The sequence below is a fragment of the Streptomyces sp. NPDC005181 genome, assembly GCF_040608395.1.
In the GTDB taxonomy this organism is placed as follows: domain Bacteria; phylum Actinomycetota; class Actinomycetes; order Streptomycetales; family Streptomycetaceae; genus Streptomyces.
Genome location: NZ_JBEXID010000023.1, coordinates 1 through 17,481, shown reverse-complemented (window position 1 = coordinate 17,481; position 17,481 = coordinate 1). Strand labels below are relative to the sequence as shown.

The 17,481-nt window shown below is 70.1% G+C and carries 13 protein-coding genes and 2 pseudogenes; 7 read left to right on the top strand and 8 right to left on the bottom strand.

Going from position 1 to position 17,481, the window contains the following annotated elements:
• Window positions 1-77 precede the first annotated feature (77 nt).
• The gene (locus tag ABZV38_RS17225; RefSeq protein ID WP_356327827.1) at window positions 78-3,068 is read right to left on the bottom strand and encodes a bifunctional [glutamine synthetase] adenylyltransferase/[glutamine synthetase]-adenylyl-L-tyrosine phosphorylase; all 2,991 of its coding nucleotides are present in this window, start codon (window positions 3,066-3,068) and stop codon (window positions 78-80) included.
• Between the two features lie 138 nt (window positions 3,069-3,206).
• Between ABZV38_RS17225 and ABZV38_RS17220 the strand changes: the two are divergent.
• Window positions 3,207-3,724 (top strand): annotated as a pseudogene (locus ABZV38_RS17220) (pyridoxamine 5'-phosphate oxidase family protein).
• A gap of 114 nt (window positions 3,725-3,838) precedes the next feature.
• Here the strand turns inward: ABZV38_RS17220 and ABZV38_RS17215 are convergent.
• The 4 genes from ABZV38_RS17215 to glnA all read right to left on the bottom strand — a co-directional run bounded on the left by ABZV38_RS17215 (window position 3,839) and on the right by glnA (window position 7,643).
• Window positions 3,839-4,651 carry a putative protein N(5)-glutamine methyltransferase gene (locus ABZV38_RS17215; RefSeq protein ID WP_356327826.1) on the bottom strand — a complete coding sequence of 271 codons (813 nt, stop codon included), beginning with the start codon at window positions 4,649-4,651 and terminating at the stop codon, window positions 3,839-3,841.
• Window positions 4,652-4,857: 206 nt separating this feature from the next.
• Window positions 4,858-5,073 (bottom strand): hypothetical protein, encoded by a 216-nt coding sequence (locus ABZV38_RS17210; protein ID WP_356327824.1) that lies wholly within the window; start codon window positions 5,071-5,073, stop codon window positions 4,858-4,860.
• Window positions 5,074-5,444: 371 nt separating this feature from the next.
• Window positions 5,445-6,107, bottom strand: a complete 663-nt coding sequence (locus ABZV38_RS17205) for an HAD family hydrolase (RefSeq protein ID WP_356327823.1) — start codon at window positions 6,105-6,107, stop codon at window positions 5,445-5,447.
• A gap of 174 nt (window positions 6,108-6,281) precedes the next feature.
• Window positions 6,282-7,643: a type I glutamate--ammonia ligase gene (gene glnA, locus ABZV38_RS17200; protein WP_356327821.1), complete on the bottom strand. Its 1,362-nt coding sequence runs from the start codon at window positions 7,641-7,643 to the stop codon at window positions 6,282-6,284.
• 244 nt (window positions 7,644-7,887) lie between these two features.
• Between glnA and ABZV38_RS17195 the strand changes: the two genes are divergently transcribed.
• The 6 genes from ABZV38_RS17195 (at window position 7,888) to ABZV38_RS17170 (ending at window position 13,906) form a co-directional block, all read left to right on the top strand.
• Window positions 7,888-8,565 (top strand): DUF3105 domain-containing protein, encoded by a 678-nt coding sequence (locus ABZV38_RS17195; protein ID WP_356327819.1) that lies wholly within the window; start codon window positions 7,888-7,890, stop codon window positions 8,563-8,565.
• On the top strand, window positions 8,562-9,332 hold the full coding sequence (locus tag ABZV38_RS17190; protein ID WP_356327817.1) for a DUF305 domain-containing protein: 771 nt from the start codon (window positions 8,562-8,564) through the stop codon (window positions 9,330-9,332). Before ABZV38_RS17195 ends, ABZV38_RS17190 begins: the two co-directional genes overlap by 4 nt.
• Window positions 9,333-9,470: 138 nt before the next feature.
• Window positions 9,471-9,896 carry a CBS domain-containing protein gene (locus ABZV38_RS17185; RefSeq protein ID WP_356327816.1) on the top strand — a complete coding sequence of 142 codons (426 nt, stop codon included), beginning with the start codon at window positions 9,471-9,473 and terminating at the stop codon, window positions 9,894-9,896.
• Between the two features lie 82 nt (window positions 9,897-9,978).
• Window positions 9,979-10,383, top strand: coding sequence for a hypothetical protein (locus ABZV38_RS17180; RefSeq protein ID WP_356327814.1), 405 nt, complete (start codon window positions 9,979-9,981; stop codon window positions 10,381-10,383).
• A gap of 61 nt (window positions 10,384-10,444) precedes the next feature.
• Window positions 10,445-12,076, top strand: a complete 1,632-nt coding sequence (locus ABZV38_RS17175) for a multicopper oxidase family protein (protein WP_356327812.1) — start codon at window positions 10,445-10,447, stop codon at window positions 12,074-12,076.
• 75 nt (window positions 12,077-12,151) lie between these two features.
• Window positions 12,152-13,906 carry an NAD+ synthase gene (locus ABZV38_RS17170; protein WP_356327811.1) on the top strand — a complete coding sequence of 585 codons (1,755 nt, stop codon included), beginning with the start codon at window positions 12,152-12,154 and terminating at the stop codon, window positions 13,904-13,906.
• 99 nt (window positions 13,907-14,005) lie between these two features.
• Here the strand turns inward: ABZV38_RS17170 and ABZV38_RS17165 are convergent, their stop codons facing one another.
• The 3 genes and pseudogenes from ABZV38_RS17165 to ABZV38_RS17155 all read right to left on the bottom strand — a co-directional run.
• Window positions 14,006-15,223 (bottom strand): MFS transporter, encoded by a 1,218-nt coding sequence (locus tag ABZV38_RS17165; protein ID WP_356327809.1) that lies wholly within the window; start codon window positions 15,221-15,223, stop codon window positions 14,006-14,008.
• Between the two features lie 120 nt (window positions 15,224-15,343).
• The gene (locus ABZV38_RS17160) at window positions 15,344-16,366 is read right to left on the bottom strand and encodes an endonuclease/exonuclease/phosphatase family protein (RefSeq protein WP_356327807.1); all 1,023 of its coding nucleotides are present in this window, start codon (window positions 16,364-16,366) and stop codon (window positions 15,344-15,346) included.
• Window positions 16,367-16,556: 190 nt separating this feature from the next.
• Window positions 16,557-17,000, bottom strand: a pseudogene (locus ABZV38_RS17155) (TetR-like C-terminal domain-containing protein); the annotation flags it as partial.
• Window positions 17,001-17,481 lie beyond the last annotated feature (481 nt).

The window sequence follows — 17,481 nt, the reverse complement described above, 5'->3', positions numbered from 1 at the left end:
TTCTTCCTCGATCGCCGGCCGGGCCGACATGGCCGCCCGGCCTCGAAATTGCCGCCTGACGTGGTTCGTCGACGCCGTCACGCCCCGTAGAACAGCTCCTCCACCACCGCCCGCGCCCGCCGGGTGATCCGCCGGTAGTCGTCGAGCATGTCGCCGACATGACCCGGTTCGTAGCCGAGATAGCGCCCCACGGCCGTCAGCTCGCGCGGACCGGACGGGAAGGTGTCCCCGGGGCGGCCGCGTACCAGCATCACCGCGTTGCGGACCCGCGTAGCGAGCACCCAGGCCTCGTCCAGGGTCTGCGCGTCCTCACCCGAGATCAGTTCGGCCGCACAGGCAGCTGCCAGTGCCTCGCGGGTGCGGGACGTGCGCAGGCCCGGTTCCACCCAGCCGTGCTGCATCTGCATCAGCTGGACCGTCCACTCGACGTCGCTCAGCCCGCCGCGCCCCAGCTTCGTGTGGAGCGTCGGGTCGGCGCCGCGTGGCATCCGTTCGGACTCCATGCGGGCCTTGAGGCGGCGGATCTCACGGACCGCGTCCTCCCCCAGCCCTTCCATCGGGTAGCGCAGCGGGTCGATCAGCTCGATGAATTCGCGGCCGAGGTCCGCGTCGCCCGCCATCGGTTCGGCGCGCAGCAGCGCCTGGCTCTCCCAGACCAGCGACCACCGGCGGTAGTACGCCTCGTACGACTTCAGCGTCCGTACCAGCGGCCCGCTCTTGCCCTCCGGCCGCAGATCCGCGTCGATGATCAGCGGCGGATCGGCGGTGGGCAGCTGCAGCAGCCTGCGCATCTCACCGACAACGGTGCCGGCGGCCCGGGCTGCCTCCTGTTCGTCGACGCCCTCGCGCGGCGCGTGCACGAACAGGACGTCGGCGTCGGAGCCGTAACCGAGCTCATGGCCGCCGAACCGGCCCATGCCGATGACCGCGAACCTGGTCGGGAGGGTGTCGCCCCACTGTTCACGTACGGCGGCACGCAGCGCGCCCGCGAGCGTGACGGCGTTCAGATCGGTGACCGCGTTGCCGACCCGGTCGACGAGTGCGCCGGGGTCGGGTTCGGCGGGACTCTCCTCCGTGCCGTACGAGCCGATGAGGTCCGCGGCCGTCGTACGGAACAGTTCGCGCCGTCGCACCCCGCGGACCACCGCGACCGCGGACTCGGCGTCCTCCGCCCGCCCCACCGCGGCGAGCACCTCCTGCTCCAGATGGGAACGGCTGCGCGGCGTCAGCCCCTGCGGGTCGCCGAGGATCGCCACCGCCTCGGGGGCCCGCAGCAGCAGGTCGGGGGCGAACCGGCCGGCCGACAGGACGCGGGCGAGGTTCTCCGCGGCCGCACCCTCGTCGCGCAGCAGCCGCAGGTACCAGGGGGTCTTGCCGAGCGCGTCGGACACCTTGCGGAAGCCGAGGAGCCCGGCGTCCGGGTCGGCGGAGTCCGCGAACCAGCCGAGCAGCACCGGCAGCAGGGTGCGCTGGATGGCGGCCTTGCGGGACACCCCGGACGACAGCGCCTCCAGATGCCGGAGCGCGGCGGCCGGATCGGCGTACCCGAGCGCTTCGAGCCGGTGCCCGGCGGCCTTAGCGCTGAGCCGGGTCTCGCCGGGCGCGAGCTGGGCGACCGCGTCCAGCAGCGGCCGGTAGAACAGCTTCTCGTGCAGCCGCCGCACCACGGACGCATGCCGCTTCCACGCCTGGTTGAGCTCGGTGAGGGGGTCCGTACGCATCCCGAGGGAGCGCCCGAGCCGACGCAGATCCGCCTCGCTCTCGGGGACGAGGTGGGTGCGGCGCAGCCGGTACAGCTGGATGCGGTGCTCCATGGCGCGCAGGAAGCGGTACGCGTCGTCGAGCTGCGCGGCGTCCACCCGCCCGACGTATCCGCCCGCGGCGAGCGCCCGCAGCGCCTCCAGGGTCGAGCCGCTGTGCAGGGAGGCGTCGCTGCGGCCGTGCACGAGCTGGAGCAGCTGTACGGCGAACTCGACGTCCCGCAGTCCGCCGGGCCCCAGCTTGATCTCCCGGTCGACACGGTCGGCGGGGATGTTGTCGACGACCCGGCGGCGCATCTTCTGTACGTCACCGACGAAGTTCTCCCGGTCCGCGGCCTGCCACACCAGCGGCGAGACGGCGTCGACGTACTCCGCGCCCAGCTCGGGGTCGCCGGCCACCGGCCGGGCCTTGAGCAGCGCCTGGAACTCCCACGTCTTGGCCCAGCGCTGGTAGTACGCGAGATGCGAGGACAGTGTCCGTACGAGCGGCCCGTTGCGGCCCTCCGGACGGAGGTTGGCGTCGACCGGCCAGATGGTGCCCTCGACGGTCGTGTCCGAACAGATCCGCATCATGTGCGCCGCCAGTCGGGTGGCGGCCTGCACGCCCTTGCTCTCCTCGGCGCCGTCGACCGATTCCGTCACGAAGATCACGTCGACGTCGGAGACATAGTTCAGTTCGTGGCCGCCGCACTTCCCCATCGCGATGACCGCGAGGCGGCACACGGCGGCGTCCTCGGGGGCGGCCGTGCGGGCGATGGCAAGCGCCGCGCGCAGCGTCGCGGTCGCCAGGTCTGCGAGTTCGGCGGCGGTCTGGGCGACATCCGTCGTACCGCACACATCGCGGGCAGCTATGGCCAGCAGGCACCGGCGGTAGGCGACGCGCAGCGAGTCCGGGTCGTCGGCCTCGGCGAGCTCGTGCTCGAACTCGGTCACTCCGGGGTGCAGATCGGTGGCCTCGTACGTGACGAGCGCGTGCCAGTCGCGGGGGTGGCGCGCCAGATGGTCGCCGAGCGCCTCGGACGCCCCGAGCACCCCGAGCAGCCGGTCCCGCAGCGGCTTGGCGGTGACGAGCGTGTCCAGCAGGATCTGCCGCTCGGCGGCATCCTCGGCCTCCACCAGCCGGACAAGCCCCTGCAGCGCCAGATCGGGGTCGGCGGTCGCCCCCAGCGCGTCGAGCAGGACCGAGTCGGTGCGTACGGCCGACAGAGCCGGCAGGTCCAGCAGCCGCTCCGCGGCGGACGGGTCGGTGAAGCCGTGCCGCAGCAGTCTGGTGAACGTACTGCTCCTGCGCCCCGGCACCGTCGTCATTCCGTGCTCTCCTGCTCGCCGCCCGATCACTTTCCAGCGTTCCGAGCCTAGCCCCGCGCCGATGAATTCGGAGCGGGTGCGCGGTCCGCACTTCGCAGTCACGATCGCTTTCAGGACCCCGCTGAGGAGGAGGTCACCGTGTCCGGGGACGAACCCGTCTCCGAGCTGCATCCCGGCTACAGCGACAAGGGCGCGACGGCCCGCCCGTGGTCGGAGGCGGTTGCTGCGCTGACGCGGGCGGAGGTGTTCTGGTTGTCCACGGTCCGGCCGGACGGCCGGACCGCATGTCACGCCGCTGATCGGGCTCCGGTCGGACGGCGCGCTGCACTTCTGCACGGGCCCGGCCGAGCGCAAGGCGCGGAATCTGGCGACGAACCCGGAGTTCGTGGTGACGACCGGCACCAACACGCTCTGCCCAGGGCTTCGACGTGGCGGTCGAGGGCCGGGCGGACCGGGTGACGGACGACGCTCGACTGACCCGGCTGGCCGAACTCTGGGAGGCGAAGTACAGCGCGGACTGGCACTTCGAGGTCCGCGCGGGCGCGTTCGCCAACGCTGCGGGGGGCCGCGCGGAGGTGTTCGGGGTGGTCCCGCGCACGGCGTTCGGCCTCGGCAAGGGCGAGCCGTACAGCCAGACCCGCCGGCGCTTCCGCTGAAAGGTGTCCCGGGCGGCATGCCGGTCCCGTATCACCGCCCGGCCTCCGGTGAAGCCTGCCGACGCGGACGCGCACGGCGGCCGGGCGGGAGCCGCTCGGCCGCCCCGGGGCGGGCTACCTGCCGTCGCCGGCACCGGGCCTGGTGCCGATGACGACGGTCGCGTACAGCTCGTCGGAGGTGACCACCCGCGGAATCAGCCCGCTCCGGGCGACGGTCTCCTCGGCCCGCGCCGCCTGCCGTTCGCTCGTCTCGACCAGCAGATGCCCGCCCGGCGCCAGCCACTGAGGCGCTTCGGCGGTCACTCTGCGCAGCACATCGAGCCCGTCGCCCCCGCCGTCGAGCGCCACCCTCGGTTCATGGACCCGGGCCTCTGCGGGCAGGAGTTCGACGTCCTCGCTGGGTACGTACGGCACATTGGCGAGCAGAATCCCGACGCGGCCGCGCAGCGAGGCGGGCAGCGGCTCGAAGAGGTCGCCCTCGTACACCTCCCCCGCACCGGCGACATTGCGGCGAGCGCACCGTACCGCGGCGGGTTCGACATCGCTGGAGTGCAGCTCGACCCGGTCCAGGGCAGCGGCGAGCGCGGCGCCCAGCGCACCCGAACCGCAGCACAGATCGACGACGACGGCGGGTCCGTCCGCGGGACGGACGAGGCCGACGGCCTGGTCGACGAGGAATTCGGTACGGCGCCGGGGGACGAAGACGCCGGGGTCGACAGCGATCCGCAGACCGCGGAACTCGGCCCAGCCCAGGACGTGTTCGAGGGGCAGTCCGGCTGCCCGCCGGTCCACCATGGCCGCGAGGTCGGCCGGGTCCGCAGCCGTGGTGAGGATCAACTCCGCCTCGTCCTCGGCGAATACGCAGCCGGCGGCGCGAAGTCGGGTGACGATGACGGAGTAAGGGAGCGGTGTCGAGGAAAGCGACATGGAGCGGAGCCTTTCGGAATGCCGATGGGTGCTCCGCGGTCCGCCTATACCGGTCCGACCACGCAATCGCGAGAGGTGAGCACCCAGCCTGATACAGCGGTAATGGGTCTCACCTCCTCGGTATGTCCCCGTGCTGGGGTCGGCAACACTACCCGAATCGAGTCCCGGTACCTGCCACGGCCCGGGCGGTGCACGCGGACGGCCGGTCACGAACGCTTGCCGCCGCCGCCGTCGTAGAACCGGCTGTGCACCGCCGCCGAGGTGTTGTTCGCGCGGGTGTGCCGGATCGCTTCGCGATGCTGCCGCTCGATCTCCTGGCCCTCGAAGCTCTCGGTCCTGCGCCGCGACCTCAGCTGCAGTTTGACGATGAGCGCGACAATCAATGCCAGCAGCCCACCGAGCAGCACGAACACGCCTGTCATGAAGCCCCCCGTACCTTGGCCCAGCCATGTGCTGTTCGCATTGTCGCCCGCAGGACACACCTCGTCCAGAGTCCCGGGCCGGGCCCGCCCGCCTGCTCCCGCGGCAGGGGGAGCGCCCCTCGAACGATGCGCCGGAGGTCCCACGCCGGGCTGCGGCCACAGGGGCGCCCGTGGTCGTTGCTGGTCGCTTCAAGCGCACCACGAAGGCGGTGCCCCCATACCCGTTGATATCTCGATCGACCAGCTTGCGGTCACCCGGTACGCGATGGGCATGGACCGGGTGCGGGAGGTGCGACGCTCGCTGGCCCCGCACCAGAACGAGCAGTGCGTGCGGGACCTGGACGAGCGGCTGTACGGGTGGTCGACGACAGTCAGTGCGCTCGCTCGTTGAACTTCTTGATCTGTTCAGAGAGTTCGAGGAGCGACTCCATGCGGAACGTCGGCAGGCCACGTGCTTCGGCAGTGTTCCACTGGATGGTTCCCCACGGCCCGCGATGAAGGAGAGCAGTGTGCATCCCGGCGGGCACCGCCGGGCGCAGGTCGTTGTCGACGCGGTCGCCGACGTACAGGATCTCGCTGGGCTCGTGCGGGACGACGTCGGCGACCCGGACGAAGAACTCCGGGTCGGGCTTGCTGGCGCCCCAGTCATCCGAGGTGCCGATCAGGTCGACGTCGTCGGTGAACAGCTGACGAAGGATGCCGCCGGCCCGCACGGTCTGGTTGCCTGCGATGCCGAGCCACAGCCCGTCGGCTCGCAGCTGTGCGAGGGCAGGTCGGACGTCGTCGTACAGATCCGACTCGTCGAAGTGCTCGGGCTGTCCGGCGTCCGCGCGCGCTTGGCGCTGCTCGTACAGGTCGAAGCCTGGCTGGAACTCCTGGAACACGTCCCGGTAGTCCCGTCCTTGGGCGATGACGGCTCCGAACATGGCGGCAAATGTGTGGCGCGGGACACGGAGCCAGTCGGCCCAGGTGCCGTACTCGCGGGTCTCGTCCACCAGGCACTCACCGACGTCGAATACGACTGCGCGAATCATGCGCCGATCCTGGCGAGGGGCCGCCCGGAAGGCCGTGGACAGCATGTACGACGCCACCGCTTCCGCGCCTGACGGCCCACATACGGCCGCGCGCTTGAACGGACTCCGGGCCAGAGGCAACACCGCCTCCGGCCCGGATCGTCACTGAGCCGCCGCGATGCGGCTGACCTGCGGTTACAGCACCGGCAGCAGTGCCTTCAGCTCGAAGGCGGTGACCTCGCTGCGGTACTCCTCCCACTCCTGCTTCTTGTTGCGCAGGAAGAAGTCGAAGACGTGCTCACCGAGCGTCTCGGCGACCAGTTCGCTCTTCTCCATCAGCGAGATCGCCTCGCCCAGGTTCTGCGGCAGCGGCTCGATGCCCATCGCGCGGCGCTCGGCGTCGGACAGCGCCCAGACGTCGTCGTCGGCGCCGGCCGGGAGTTCGTACCCCTCCTCGATGCCCTTGAGGCCCGCGGCGAGCAGTACCGCGTATGTCAGGTAGGGGTTGGCGCCGGAGTCGATGGAGCGGACCTCGACGCGGGCCGAACCGGTCTTGCCGGGCTTGTACATCGGGACGCGGATCAGGGCGGAGCGGTTGTTGTGGCCCCAGCAGATGTACGAGGGGGCCTCGCCGCCGGCGCCCGCGGCGCGGGCCGAGCCGCCCCAGATGCGCTTGTACGAGTTGACCCACTGGTTCGTCACGGCGGAGATCTCCGCGGCGTGCTTGAGCAGGCCCGCGATGAAGGAGCGGCCGACCTTGGACAGCTGGTACTCGGCGCCCGACTCGTAGAACGCGTTGCGGTCGCCCTCGAAGAGGGAGAGGTGGGTGTGCATACCGGAGCCGGGGTACTCCGAGAACGGCTTCGGCATGAACGTCGCCTGCACGCCCTGCTCCAGCGCGACCTGCTTCATGACGAGACGGAAAGTCATGATGTTGTCGGCGGTGGAGAGCGCGTCCGCGTACCGCAGGTCGATCTCCTGCTGGCCGGGAGCGCCCTCGTGGTGGCTGAACTCGACAGAGATGCCCATGGATTCGAGCATGGTGATCGCCTGGCGGCGGAAGTCCATGCCGACGTTCTGCGGAGTGTGGTCGAAGTAGCCGGAGCTGTCTGCGGGGGTGGGCCGGCTGCCGTCGACCGGCTTGTTCTTGAGCAGGAAGAACTCGATCTCCGGGTGGGTGTAGAAGGTGAAGCCCAGGTCGGAGGTCTTGGCAAGGATGCGCTTGAGGACATAGCGCGGGTCGGCGAAGGACGGCGAGCCGTCGGGCATCAGGATGTCGCAGAACATCCTTGCGGTGCCGGGGGCCTCCGCACGCCAGGGCAGGATCTGGAAGGTGCCGGGGTCCGGCTTGGCGATCATGTCGGACTCGTAGACCCGGGCGAAGCCCTCGATGGCCGATCCGTCGAAGCCGATGCCCTCGTCGAACGCCTGCTCCAGCTCGGCGGGCGCCACGGCAACGGACTTGAGGTAGCCGAGCACATCGGTGAACCACAGGCGCACGAAGCGGATGTCGCGCTCCTCGAGTGTCCTGAGGACGAATTCCTGCTGCTTGTCCATAGCCACATCCTTGCAGTTCAGACGGTCTGTGCACCACCGCCCGGGGTAGGGGAGAGACTCCAGTATCACGACCCGGGATTTCACCCAGATTACGCACTCGACGTGAGATGGAGCACGTGGCCACCCACTACGATCTGCGCCCATGGTGCCCAGGGGGTGGAGCGGCTTCGCGACTGCCCCGTGTGTACCGGTTTCCTGACCACTTCCTGCCCCTCCCCGCCCCTTCGCAGAAGGACCTGACGACATGAGCCTCGACCGCAGGACCCGTATAGAGCAGATGCGCAATGCCGACCGTGCGCGTGACCGCCGCAACCGTGTCCTGGCCATAGGCCTGAGCGCCGTCGTCGTCGCAGGTCTGGTCGGCTTCGGTACGTACATGCTGCTCGACAAGTCCGAGGCCTCGGAGAAGAAGCAGGCCGTCGCGGCGCAGGACGCGAAGGCGGCCGCGGCGGAGAAGGAGAAGCTGGCCGCCGAGCCGATCAAGGGACTGAAGACGTGGGACGCGAAGAAGCTGACCCGCAACCACGTCACCAAGACCGTGTCGTACCCGATGAAGCCCCCGGTCGGCGGTGACCACAGCCCCGCCTGGATGAACTGCGACGGCGAGGTATACAAAAAGGCGATCCCCGACATGAACGCCGTGCACTCGCTGGAGCACGGATCGGTGTGGGTGACGTACACGGACAAGGCGTCGGACGCCGACCTCGCGAAGCTCGCGGAGCGGGTCGGGAAGACGCCGTATGCGCTGATGAGTCCGTATCAGGACCAGACCGGCACGATCACGCTGAGCGCCTGGGGCAACCAGGTCACCGTGGACAGCGCCGATGACCGGCGGGTGGACCAGTTCTTCGCCAAGTTCGTGCAGGGGCAGCAGACACCTGAGCCGGGTGCCGCGTGCACGGGCGGGCTGGGGGCCCAGTGACCGCTGCGCGACGCACCCGTCGCACCCAGTGGGCGGCGGGCTCCGCCGTCGCGCTCGCGCTGCTCTTCGCGGGCGCGGCGTCGGTCGCCGCGGCACGGGGCGACGCGGCGGACGGGAAACAGCCGCAAGCCGCTTCGGCGGCGGTCCGGGTGCCCGCCGCCGATTCGGCCGACGCCGGGTTCGCGCGCGACATGGCGGTCCACCATCAGCAGGCCGTGGAGATGTCCTTCCTCGTGCGTGACCGTACGCAGGACGAAGAGGTACGCCGCTTCGCGTACGACATCGCGAACACGCAGGCCAACCAGCGGGGCATGCTGCTCGGCTGGCTGGATCTGTGGGAGCTGCCGAAGGTGGCTGCCGCCGGGCAGGAGCCGATGGCATGGATGGCGACCCACGGTGATCACGATGAGCACAGCGGGGGCGACGGCCATGACATGGCCGGTATGGATGACATGGCCGGCATGGGTGACATGGCGGCGGGGCCGGGCAGTGGGTTCACGGCGCACGACGGGGCTCTGATGCCCGGCATGGCCACCCGGACCGAGCTCGACCGGCTGAGGAAGGCCCACGGCAAGCAGGCCGAGATCCTCTACCTCCAGCTGATGACCGACCACCACAAGGGCGGCGTCGTCATGGCGCGCGGCTGCGCAGAGCTCTGCACGGTGAAAGCGGAGAGACGGCTCGCCCGGGGCATGGTCGAGGCCCAGCAGTCCGAGCTGGACGCGATGGCGCAGATGCTGGCGGCACGCGGGGCCGAGCCCAGGTAGTCACCGGTCCCCCGGCGCCCGTGCCGCCGGGGGATGCACCCGAATGGGTGACAGCGGTCGCGTACCCCGAACGGCCGCAGGACGATGGATTCTCTCGGGGTCGCAACGGCATGCCCACCGGCACCAGGAGGAATCCCCATGACTACCGCCAAGGACATCATGCACACCGGGGCCCAGTGGATCCCGGCGCACGAGACGCTCGACCGGGCCGCCCAGCTGATGCGCGAACACAACGTCGGCGCTCTGCCCATCTCGGCCAGCGGCGAGCAGGACCGAATGATCGGCATCCTCACGGACCGCGACATCGTGCTCGGCTGCGTGGCGTTGGGCCACGATCCGTCGAGGGTGACGGCGGGTGACCTCGCCCAGGGCACGCCCCGCTGGATCGACGCCGGCGCCGGCGTGGACCAGGTCCTGGAGGAAATGCAGAGCCATCGAATCCGCCGGCTTCCGGTGGTCGAGAACAAGAAGCTGATCGGCATGATCAGCGAGGCGGATCTGGCACAGCACCTCTCCGAGGACCAGATCGCGCTCTGGGTCGAGAGGGTCTACGCCCCCAGCTGACCGACCGGCGGCCCGGCACCCGGGACGACAGGGGTGCCGGGCCGCCGTGCGGGCCATACCCGGCGGGGTTAGTGTGCTCGACATGGGCCCGAAGAGGAGTGCGACGTACGGACAGTTGTTGCTGTTCGCTGCGCTGCTTTTCGGGATTTTCACCATGCATACCGTCGGACATCCGACGGACCACCACGGCCAGGACGCCGTGGTGACGATGGACAGCGGGGCTCACGGGGCAGGCGCTGTGGCTGAACCCTCGCCCGGGCACGCCTCCGTCCTGCCCGCGACGACGGGCGACGGCATGGACCCCGTGGTGGTCTGTCTCGCGGTGCTGGGCGCCTGGGGTGTCACCCTGCTCGCCGTCTGGCTGATGGCGCTGCGGCCCGCGGATCATCTCCTCCGGGCCGCCGCGGCGCCGATACTGCGGTCTCCGTGGTCCCTCTCCCCACGCGGAATGACTGTGCCCGGCAGGTCGTCGGTGCTGCGGATATAAGGAGCGGCGCGCTCCGCATCCCTCCCCAGCACCCCGACGACCCCATGAGGTGTACCCAGTCATGCACACTCAGCACACTCGTCGCGCCATGCTCGGCGCCGGAATCGCCCTGGCCGGAACGGGAGTTCTGACCGCCTGTACCCGCGGCGGGGACGTGGAGAAGCCCGCCGCGAACCCCGGCGGCATGAACCACGAAGACATGACCCAGAAGCCGTCGCCCCCGGCCAGGGGCCACGGAGAGTACGTTGCGCCCAACGGCGAGGAGGTCGCGGCGGTCGAGGCCAAGCGGGGCTCCGGTCCCGTGCGGGAGGTCCACCTCACCGCCACCCCGGCCCGCCTCGATCTGGGTGGCGGTCTCACCGTCCCCTCCTGGGCGTATGCGGACCGGCTGCCCGGCAAGGAAGTCCGGATCACCGCGGGCGACACCCTGGCCGTCACTCTGGCCAACCATCTGCCGAAGCCGACCACCCTGCACTGGCACGGTCTCCATGTGCGCAACGACATGGACGGCGTTCCCGGCCTGACCCAGCCGGGCATCAAGCCGGGCGCGGAGTTCGCGTACCGCTTCGCGGTGCGGCAGTCGGGGACGTACTGGTTCCATCCGCACGTGGGCGTCCAGCAGGACCGAGGTCTCTACGCGCCACTGATCATCGAGGACCCGAAGGAGCCCCTGTCGTACGACAAGGAGTGGGTCGTCATGCTCGACGACTGGGTCGACGGGGTGGAGGGTTCCACCCCGGACGGGGTGCTCGACGAGCTCAGCCACGGCATGGGCAGCATGGAGGGGATGGATCACGGGTCTTCCGGGTCCGACGGCAAGCCCGGGTCCGGGCCCTCGCGGGTGCTGATGGACGCCAGGAGCGAACTGCTCCGCGGTGCCGCGACCGATGTCGCCTACCCGCACTACCTGATCAACGGCCGCATCCCGAAGGCCCCGACCACCTTCACCGCGAAGCCCGGCGACCGGATCCGGGTGCGCATCATCAACGCCGGCGGCGACACCCCTTTCCGCGTCGCGCTCGGCGGCCACCGGATGACCATCACGCACGCGGACGGCTTCCCGGTCCGGCACACCACGACGGACGCGCTGCTGCTGGGCATGGGCGAGCGGTACGACGTGCTGGTCACCGCCAAGGACGGGGTGTTCCCGCTGACCGCACTCGCCGAGGGGCGGAACATGACGGCGCTGGCCCTGCTCCGTACCGGTGGTGGTACGGCGCCGAAGGCCTCCGTATGGCCGAAGGAGCTGGACGGGCAGCTGGTGTCGGCCCACGAGCTGAAGGCGGACAAGTCCGTGGCGCTGGCCGCCCGGCAGCCCGACCGGACGATCCGGATCAAGCTGACCGGCAGCATGAGGTCGTTCGACTGGGGCTTCGACCACCAGAAGTACGACCCCGACTGGCGCCATCCGGTCAAGGCGGGCGAGCGGGTCCGGCTGGAGTTCTACAACATCACGGAGATGTGGCACCCGGTCCACCTGCACGGGCATACGTTCGCGCTCGCGGGATCTGCGGGACCGCGTTCGGTGCTGGACAGGGCCCCCGGGGCGCGCAAGGACACGGCGGTCGTCCTGCCCAACAGTTCGGTGGCCGTGGAGTTCGACGCGGACAATCCGGGGCTGTGGATGCTCCACTGCCACAACGTCTACCACTCGAACGCGAGCATGATGACGGTCCTCGGCTACCGCCGCTGACCCGGCCCTGGCGGGCCACGGCTGCGGAGGGGCCCGCCAGGACATCGCGTCAGAAAGACGATTACACTGAGCCGCGTGCCTCAACTACGCCTCGCACTGAATCAGATCGACTCGACCGTCGGTGACCTCGCCGGCAACGCCGAGGCGATCATCCACTGGACCCGGCACTCCGCCGAACAGGGCGCCCATCTGGTGGCGTTCCCCGAGATGGTGCTGACCGGTTACCCCGTCGAGGACCTGGCCCTGCGGCCGTCCTTCGTCGAGGCGTCGCGGGACGCGCTGCGTGCGCTCGCCGCCCGTCTCGACGCGGAGGGCTTCGGGGAGCTGCCGGTCGTCGTCGGCTATCTCGACCGTTCCGAGAAGGCCCAGCCGCGCTACGGTCAGCCCGCCGGGGCGCCGCAGAACGCCGCCGCGGTGCTGCACCGCGGGCAGGTCGCGCTGACCTTCGCCAAGCACCACCTGCCCAACTACGGCGTCTTCGACGAGTTCCGGTACTTCGTGCCGGGCGACTCCATGCCCGTCGTGCGGGTCCACGGTGTCGATGTGGCGCTCGCGATCTGCGAGGACCTCTGGCAGGACGGCGGCCGCGTGCCGGCCGCCCGGGCCGCCGGGGCCGGGCTGCTGCTGTCGATCAATGCCTCGCCGTACGAGCGGGACAAGGACGACACCCGGCTGGCGCTGGTCCGCAAGCGGGCCCAGGAGGCCGGCTGCACCACCGCCTATCTGGCGATGATCGGCGGCCAGGACGAACTGGTCTTCGACGGTGACTCGATCGTCGTCGACAAGGACGGCGAGGTGATCGCCCGGGCCCCACAGTTCGCCGAGGGCAGCGTCGTGCTCGACCTGGACCTGCCGGCCGCCGCACCCGAGGCGGCGTCCGGGGTGGTCAACGACGGTCTGCGGATCGACCATGTGGTCCTCTCCGACAAGCCCGTCCCGGCCTACGAGGCGGAGCTGACCGGTGGCTATGCGGAGCGGCTCGACGACGACGAGGAGCTGTACTCGGCACTTGTCGTGGGGTTGCGCGCGTACGCCGCGAAGAACGGTTTCAGCAGTGTGCTGATCGGGCTCTCCGGCGGGATCGACTCGGCGCTGGTCGCGGCCATCGCGTGCGATGCGCTGGGGGCGCAGAACGTGTACGGGATCTCCATGCCGTCGAAGTACTCCTCGGACCACTCCAAGGGCGACGCGGCGGAACTGGCGCGGCGCACCGGGCTGAACTTCCGCACCGTACCGATCGAGCCGATGTTCGACGCGTACATGGAGTCGCTGGGGCTCACCGGTCTCGCCGAGGAGAATCTGCAGTCACGACTGCGCGGCACGATGCTGATGGCCGTCTCCAACCAGGAGGGCCAGATCGTCCTGGCGCCGGGCAACAAGTCGGAGCTGGCGGTCGGCTACTCGACGCTGTACGGGGACTCCGTCGGCGCCTACGGGCCGATCAAGGACGTCTACAAGACGTCGATCTTCCGGCTGGCGAAGTGGCGCAACCGGGCCGCGGAGGAACGCGGCCAGACGCCGCCGATCCCGGAGGCCTCCATCACCAAGCCGCCCAGCGCCGAGCTTCGGCCGGACCAGGTCGACACGGACTCGCTGCCCGACTACGACGTACTGGACCGGATCCTGGAGATGTACGTCGACCGGGACCTGGGGCTGGACACTATCGTGGCAGCCGGGTTCGACGAGGCGCTGGTGACGAAGACGCTGCGGATGGTGGACACGGCGGAGTACAAGCGGCGGCAGTACCCGCCGGGTACGAAGATCTCGGCCAAGGGGTTCGGCAAGGACCGGCGGCTGCCGATCACGAATCGGTGGCGCGAGTCGGGGTGAGCGGGGCGGGGCGGGCCGGTTTCGATGAGAGCCGGCCCGCCCCGGCAGCCGTTCCGTCCTCACTCGCCGGACGGGCTCGATGCGGGCCGAGCGCCGCCCTCAAGCCACGTCCGCGTGGCTCCCGTCCCGCGCGTCCCGCGCACTCGCGCCCGCCACCACCCGGGACTCGCCCGGCCCGCCACGGTCCAGCACCCCCGCCGTGACCGCCACCGCCAGACCCGCCACCGTCAGGGCCGCGCCCACCAGCGCCGGGGACGTCCAGCCCCAGCCCGCCGCGATCGCCGCGCCGCCCAGCCAGGCGCCGCCCGCGTTGGCGAGGTTGAACGCCGAGTGGTTCGAGGCGGAGGCCAGTGTCGGGGCGTCCTTCGCCTTGTTCATGACGAGCATCTGCAGCGGCGTCGTGGTCATGAATCCGACCCCGCCGAGCAGGACGACCATCACCAGCGCCGCCCACTTCACCTGCACGGCGAACGGGAAGACCGCCAGGACCACCGCGAGTGCGGCCAGGGAACCGTACAGCGTGGGCCGCAGCGCGCGGTCCGTCAGGGGTCCGGCGGCGAGTGCGCCGAGTGTCATGCCGATACCGAACAGCGCCAGCACCAGCGTCACCGAGGACTCGCCGAAGCCCATGGCCTCGGTCGTCATGGCCGACAGGTACGAGTAGACGGCGAAGACTCCGGCGAAGCCGAGGACGGCGGTGAGCAGGCCGAGCAGCACCTGCCGGTTGCCGAGGGCGCGCAGTTCGTGGCCGAGGCCCTGCTGAGCGTCGACCGGCAGGTGCGGAACGAGCCGGGCGAGCGCGGCCATCGAGCAGAGCCCGATCACCCCGACGACCAGGAAGGTCGCGCGCCAGCCCAGGTGCTGGCCGAGCAGTGTGGCCGCCGGTACGCCGACGATGTTGGCGACGGTGAGGCCGAGGAACATGGTCGCGACGGCCCTCGCCTGCCGCCCCTCGCTGACCAGCCGCGCGGCGACGACCGCGCCGACGCCGAAGAATGCGCCGTGCGGCAGCCCGGCGAGGAACCGGCCGGCGACCAGCCAGCCGAAGCCCGGGGCGAGCGCGGACGCGAGGTTGCCGAGGGTGAACAGGGCCATCAGCAGCAGGAGCATCCGCTTGCGCGGAACCCGGGAGCCGACGGCGGTGAGCAGGGGGGCGCCGAGGACGACGCCGAGCGCGTAGGCCGACACGAGGTAGCCCGCGGTGGGCACGGACGTGCCCAGATCGTCCGCGACATTGGGCAGCAGGCCCATCATCACGAACTCCGTGGTGCCGATGCCAAAGGCGCTTATGGCCAGCGCTAGAAGAGCCAGTGGCATGAGGAGAGACCTTTCCGCAGGGGATCCCGGCCCACCGGTTTCCTCGCCGGCCGGTCCTTGTTCCCGATTGGAACAAATACTCTCAGACGGTTGATGCCACGAGGTGAACGGACCGTTGCGTCAGAGTTCGACGCGGGCAGCGATCGGCAGATGGTCACTGTCCGTCGCCGGAAGCGTCCATGAAGACATCGGCTCGACGCCCCTGACCATGATCTGGTCGATCCGGGCCATCGGGAACGACGCCGGCCAGCTGAAGCCGAAGCCGTCGCCGGCCGCGCCCTGGGTGGACCGCATCTGGGCGGTGACCGCGTTCAGCGAGCGGTCGTTCATCGTGCCGTTGAGGTCGCCGAGCAGGATCACCCTGCCGAGCGGTTCGTCGGCGATGGCCTCACCGAGCGCGTCCGCGCTCTGGTCGCGCTGGCTGGCGGTGAATCCGGCGTTCAGCTTGACCCGTACGGACGGCATATGGGCCACATAGACAGCGACGTCGCCGTCGGGTGTCTTCACCGTGGAGCGCATCGCCCGGGTCCAGCCCATCCGGATGTCGACGGGCCGGGTGCTGCTCATCGGGTACTTGCTCCACAGGCCGACGGTCCCCTCGACCGAGTGGTACGGATAGCCGGCCGCGAGCGCCGACTCGTACGCCGGAACCTGGCCGGCCGGCAGCTCCTGCAGGGCGATGATGTCCGCGCCGGAGTCCGCGACCTGCCGGGCGGTGCCCGCGGGGTCGGGATTGTCCGCATTGACGTTGTGGGTGGCGACGGTGAGGTCGCCGCCGCTGCCCGACTTGCCGGTGAGCAGCCCGCCGAAGAGATTGAGCCAGACCACGACCGGCAGCAGCAGGGCGATCAGCGCGGTCGCCGACCGGCGCACCAGGCCCAGGACCAGCAGCAGCGGGATGAACAGGCCGCACCACGGCAGGAACGTCTCGGAGAGGCTGCCCAGGTTGCCGATGATGTTCGGGATCTCCGCGTGGAAGATCATCACGAGGGTCAGCAGGACCGCGCATAGGGCGAGGACGATGCCGCGCCGCCACAAGCCTTTGCCGTCGGTCCATCTGTCGCGCAGGCCCTGGAACCGGGATCCGGTGCGCTGCGGTTCCGCGCTGCCGTTCTCGGTGTCCGCCCTGTACGCCTGCACCATCACGCTGTCCTCACTGCCTTGCCGTGCACATCGCCGCGCCCCTGACCCTAGGGGATGGGCGATGTCTTTCCTGCCGTCGACGACGGCTGTACTGCCACGAGGACGAAGGACGTGGTCCGGCCGGTTCCGGCCGGAGGGGCTCTGCGGGGCCTTGTGACAGAACGCTCACACTCGGGCGGATCCAGGCGCCTCAGCCGTGGCCTGGGCTTTTGCCGGAGGCGGCGGGGGCCGGTGCGGGTTCGGGGACGGCGGCGGAACCTGGCGCCAGGCCCTCCACCAGGGCCCGGATGATGCGATCGGCGAGATCCTCGGGCAGCGGCGCATCGGGCCGGTGGATGGTCCGTACGAGCATGGGGCCGACGAACAGATCGTCCATCAGGTCCACATCCAGGTCCGCCCGGAGCTCCCCCGCGTCGACCGCCCGCTGCACGGCGGCCCGCATCGCGATGCGGCGGGGTTCGATCACCGTGGAGTGGTACTCGGTCCACAGCTTGGGGTGGCTCTTCATCTGTACGAAGACGTTGTGGAGGAAGACCGAGGAGCGCTGGGCGAGTCCGCGCCTGCGCAGCGACTCCAGCATCAATCGCAGATCGGTGAGCCCGGCGGTGCCGGACACGGTCGGTTCCGGGGGTTGTGAGCTGCTGCCGGTTTACTGAGTCGAAGTGAGTGGTGGTGTGTGGGAGTGAGTTCTGTGGTGGGTTGATGGAGGTGGGAACGGGGGTTCTGGGGCCGAATGGGTGACCTTGGTGGCTGTTGCTCGTTGGGCTGGGTGGCGGGTGTCCGGCCTGGGTGGGGGTGATGTGGTGGGTGGTGTGGGGGAGCTGGCCGTGTCCTTTGTGGTGCCTGGGCCTTGCGGGGTGGCGGTCCGGGACCGTCTCAAGCACCTCACGTCCCAGGACGAGAGAGTGCTGTGTACGGTCGGTGATCGAAAGCGGGAACCCAGTGCATCCAAAACCGTTCGGGATGCGCCCAGTACGCAGCAGTGGGTCCAAGACTCACTTACGCACACTGGTTTAGGAAGAGGGTGTTCACTTCCTTGTGTAAGAGATGATCTTGTTGGGTGCTGGTCGGGCCCCGGCTGACACCAGGAATGTGACGCACAGTGAGTGACTTGA

Excerpts from the sequence above, each read along its gene's own strand:
- ABZV38_RS17225 (WP_356327827.1), bottom strand. The coding sequence starts at position 3,068 with ATGACGACGGTGCCGGGGCGCAGGAGCAGTACGTTCACCAGACTGCTG.
- ABZV38_RS17215 (WP_356327826.1), bottom strand. The coding sequence starts at position 4,651 with ATGTCGCTTTCCTCGACACCGCTCCCTTACTCCGTCATCGTCACCCGA.
- ABZV38_RS17210 (WP_356327824.1), bottom strand. The coding sequence starts at position 5,073 with ATGACAGGCGTGTTCGTGCTGCTCGGTGGGCTGCTGGCATTGATTGTC.
- ABZV38_RS17205 (WP_356327823.1), bottom strand. The coding sequence starts at position 6,107 with ATGATTCGCGCAGTCGTATTCGACGTCGGTGAGTGCCTGGTGGACGAG.
- glnA (WP_356327821.1), bottom strand. The coding sequence starts at position 7,643 with ATGGACAAGCAGCAGGAATTCGTCCTCAGGACACTCGAGGAGCGCGAC.
- ABZV38_RS17195 (WP_356327819.1), top strand. The coding sequence starts at position 7,888 with ATGAGCCTCGACCGCAGGACCCGTATAGAGCAGATGCGCAATGCCGAC.
- ABZV38_RS17185 (WP_356327816.1), top strand. The coding sequence starts at position 9,471 with ATGACTACCGCCAAGGACATCATGCACACCGGGGCCCAGTGGATCCCG.
- ABZV38_RS17180 (WP_356327814.1), top strand. The coding sequence starts at position 9,979 with ATGGGCCCGAAGAGGAGTGCGACGTACGGACAGTTGTTGCTGTTCGCT.
- ABZV38_RS17175 (WP_356327812.1), top strand. The coding sequence starts at position 10,445 with ATGCACACTCAGCACACTCGTCGCGCCATGCTCGGCGCCGGAATCGCC.
- ABZV38_RS17165 (WP_356327809.1), bottom strand. The coding sequence starts at position 15,223 with ATGCCACTGGCTCTTCTAGCGCTGGCCATAAGCGCCTTTGGCATCGGC.
- ABZV38_RS17160 (WP_356327807.1), bottom strand. The coding sequence starts at position 16,366 with ATGGTGCAGGCGTACAGGGCGGACACCGAGAACGGCAGCGCGGAACCG.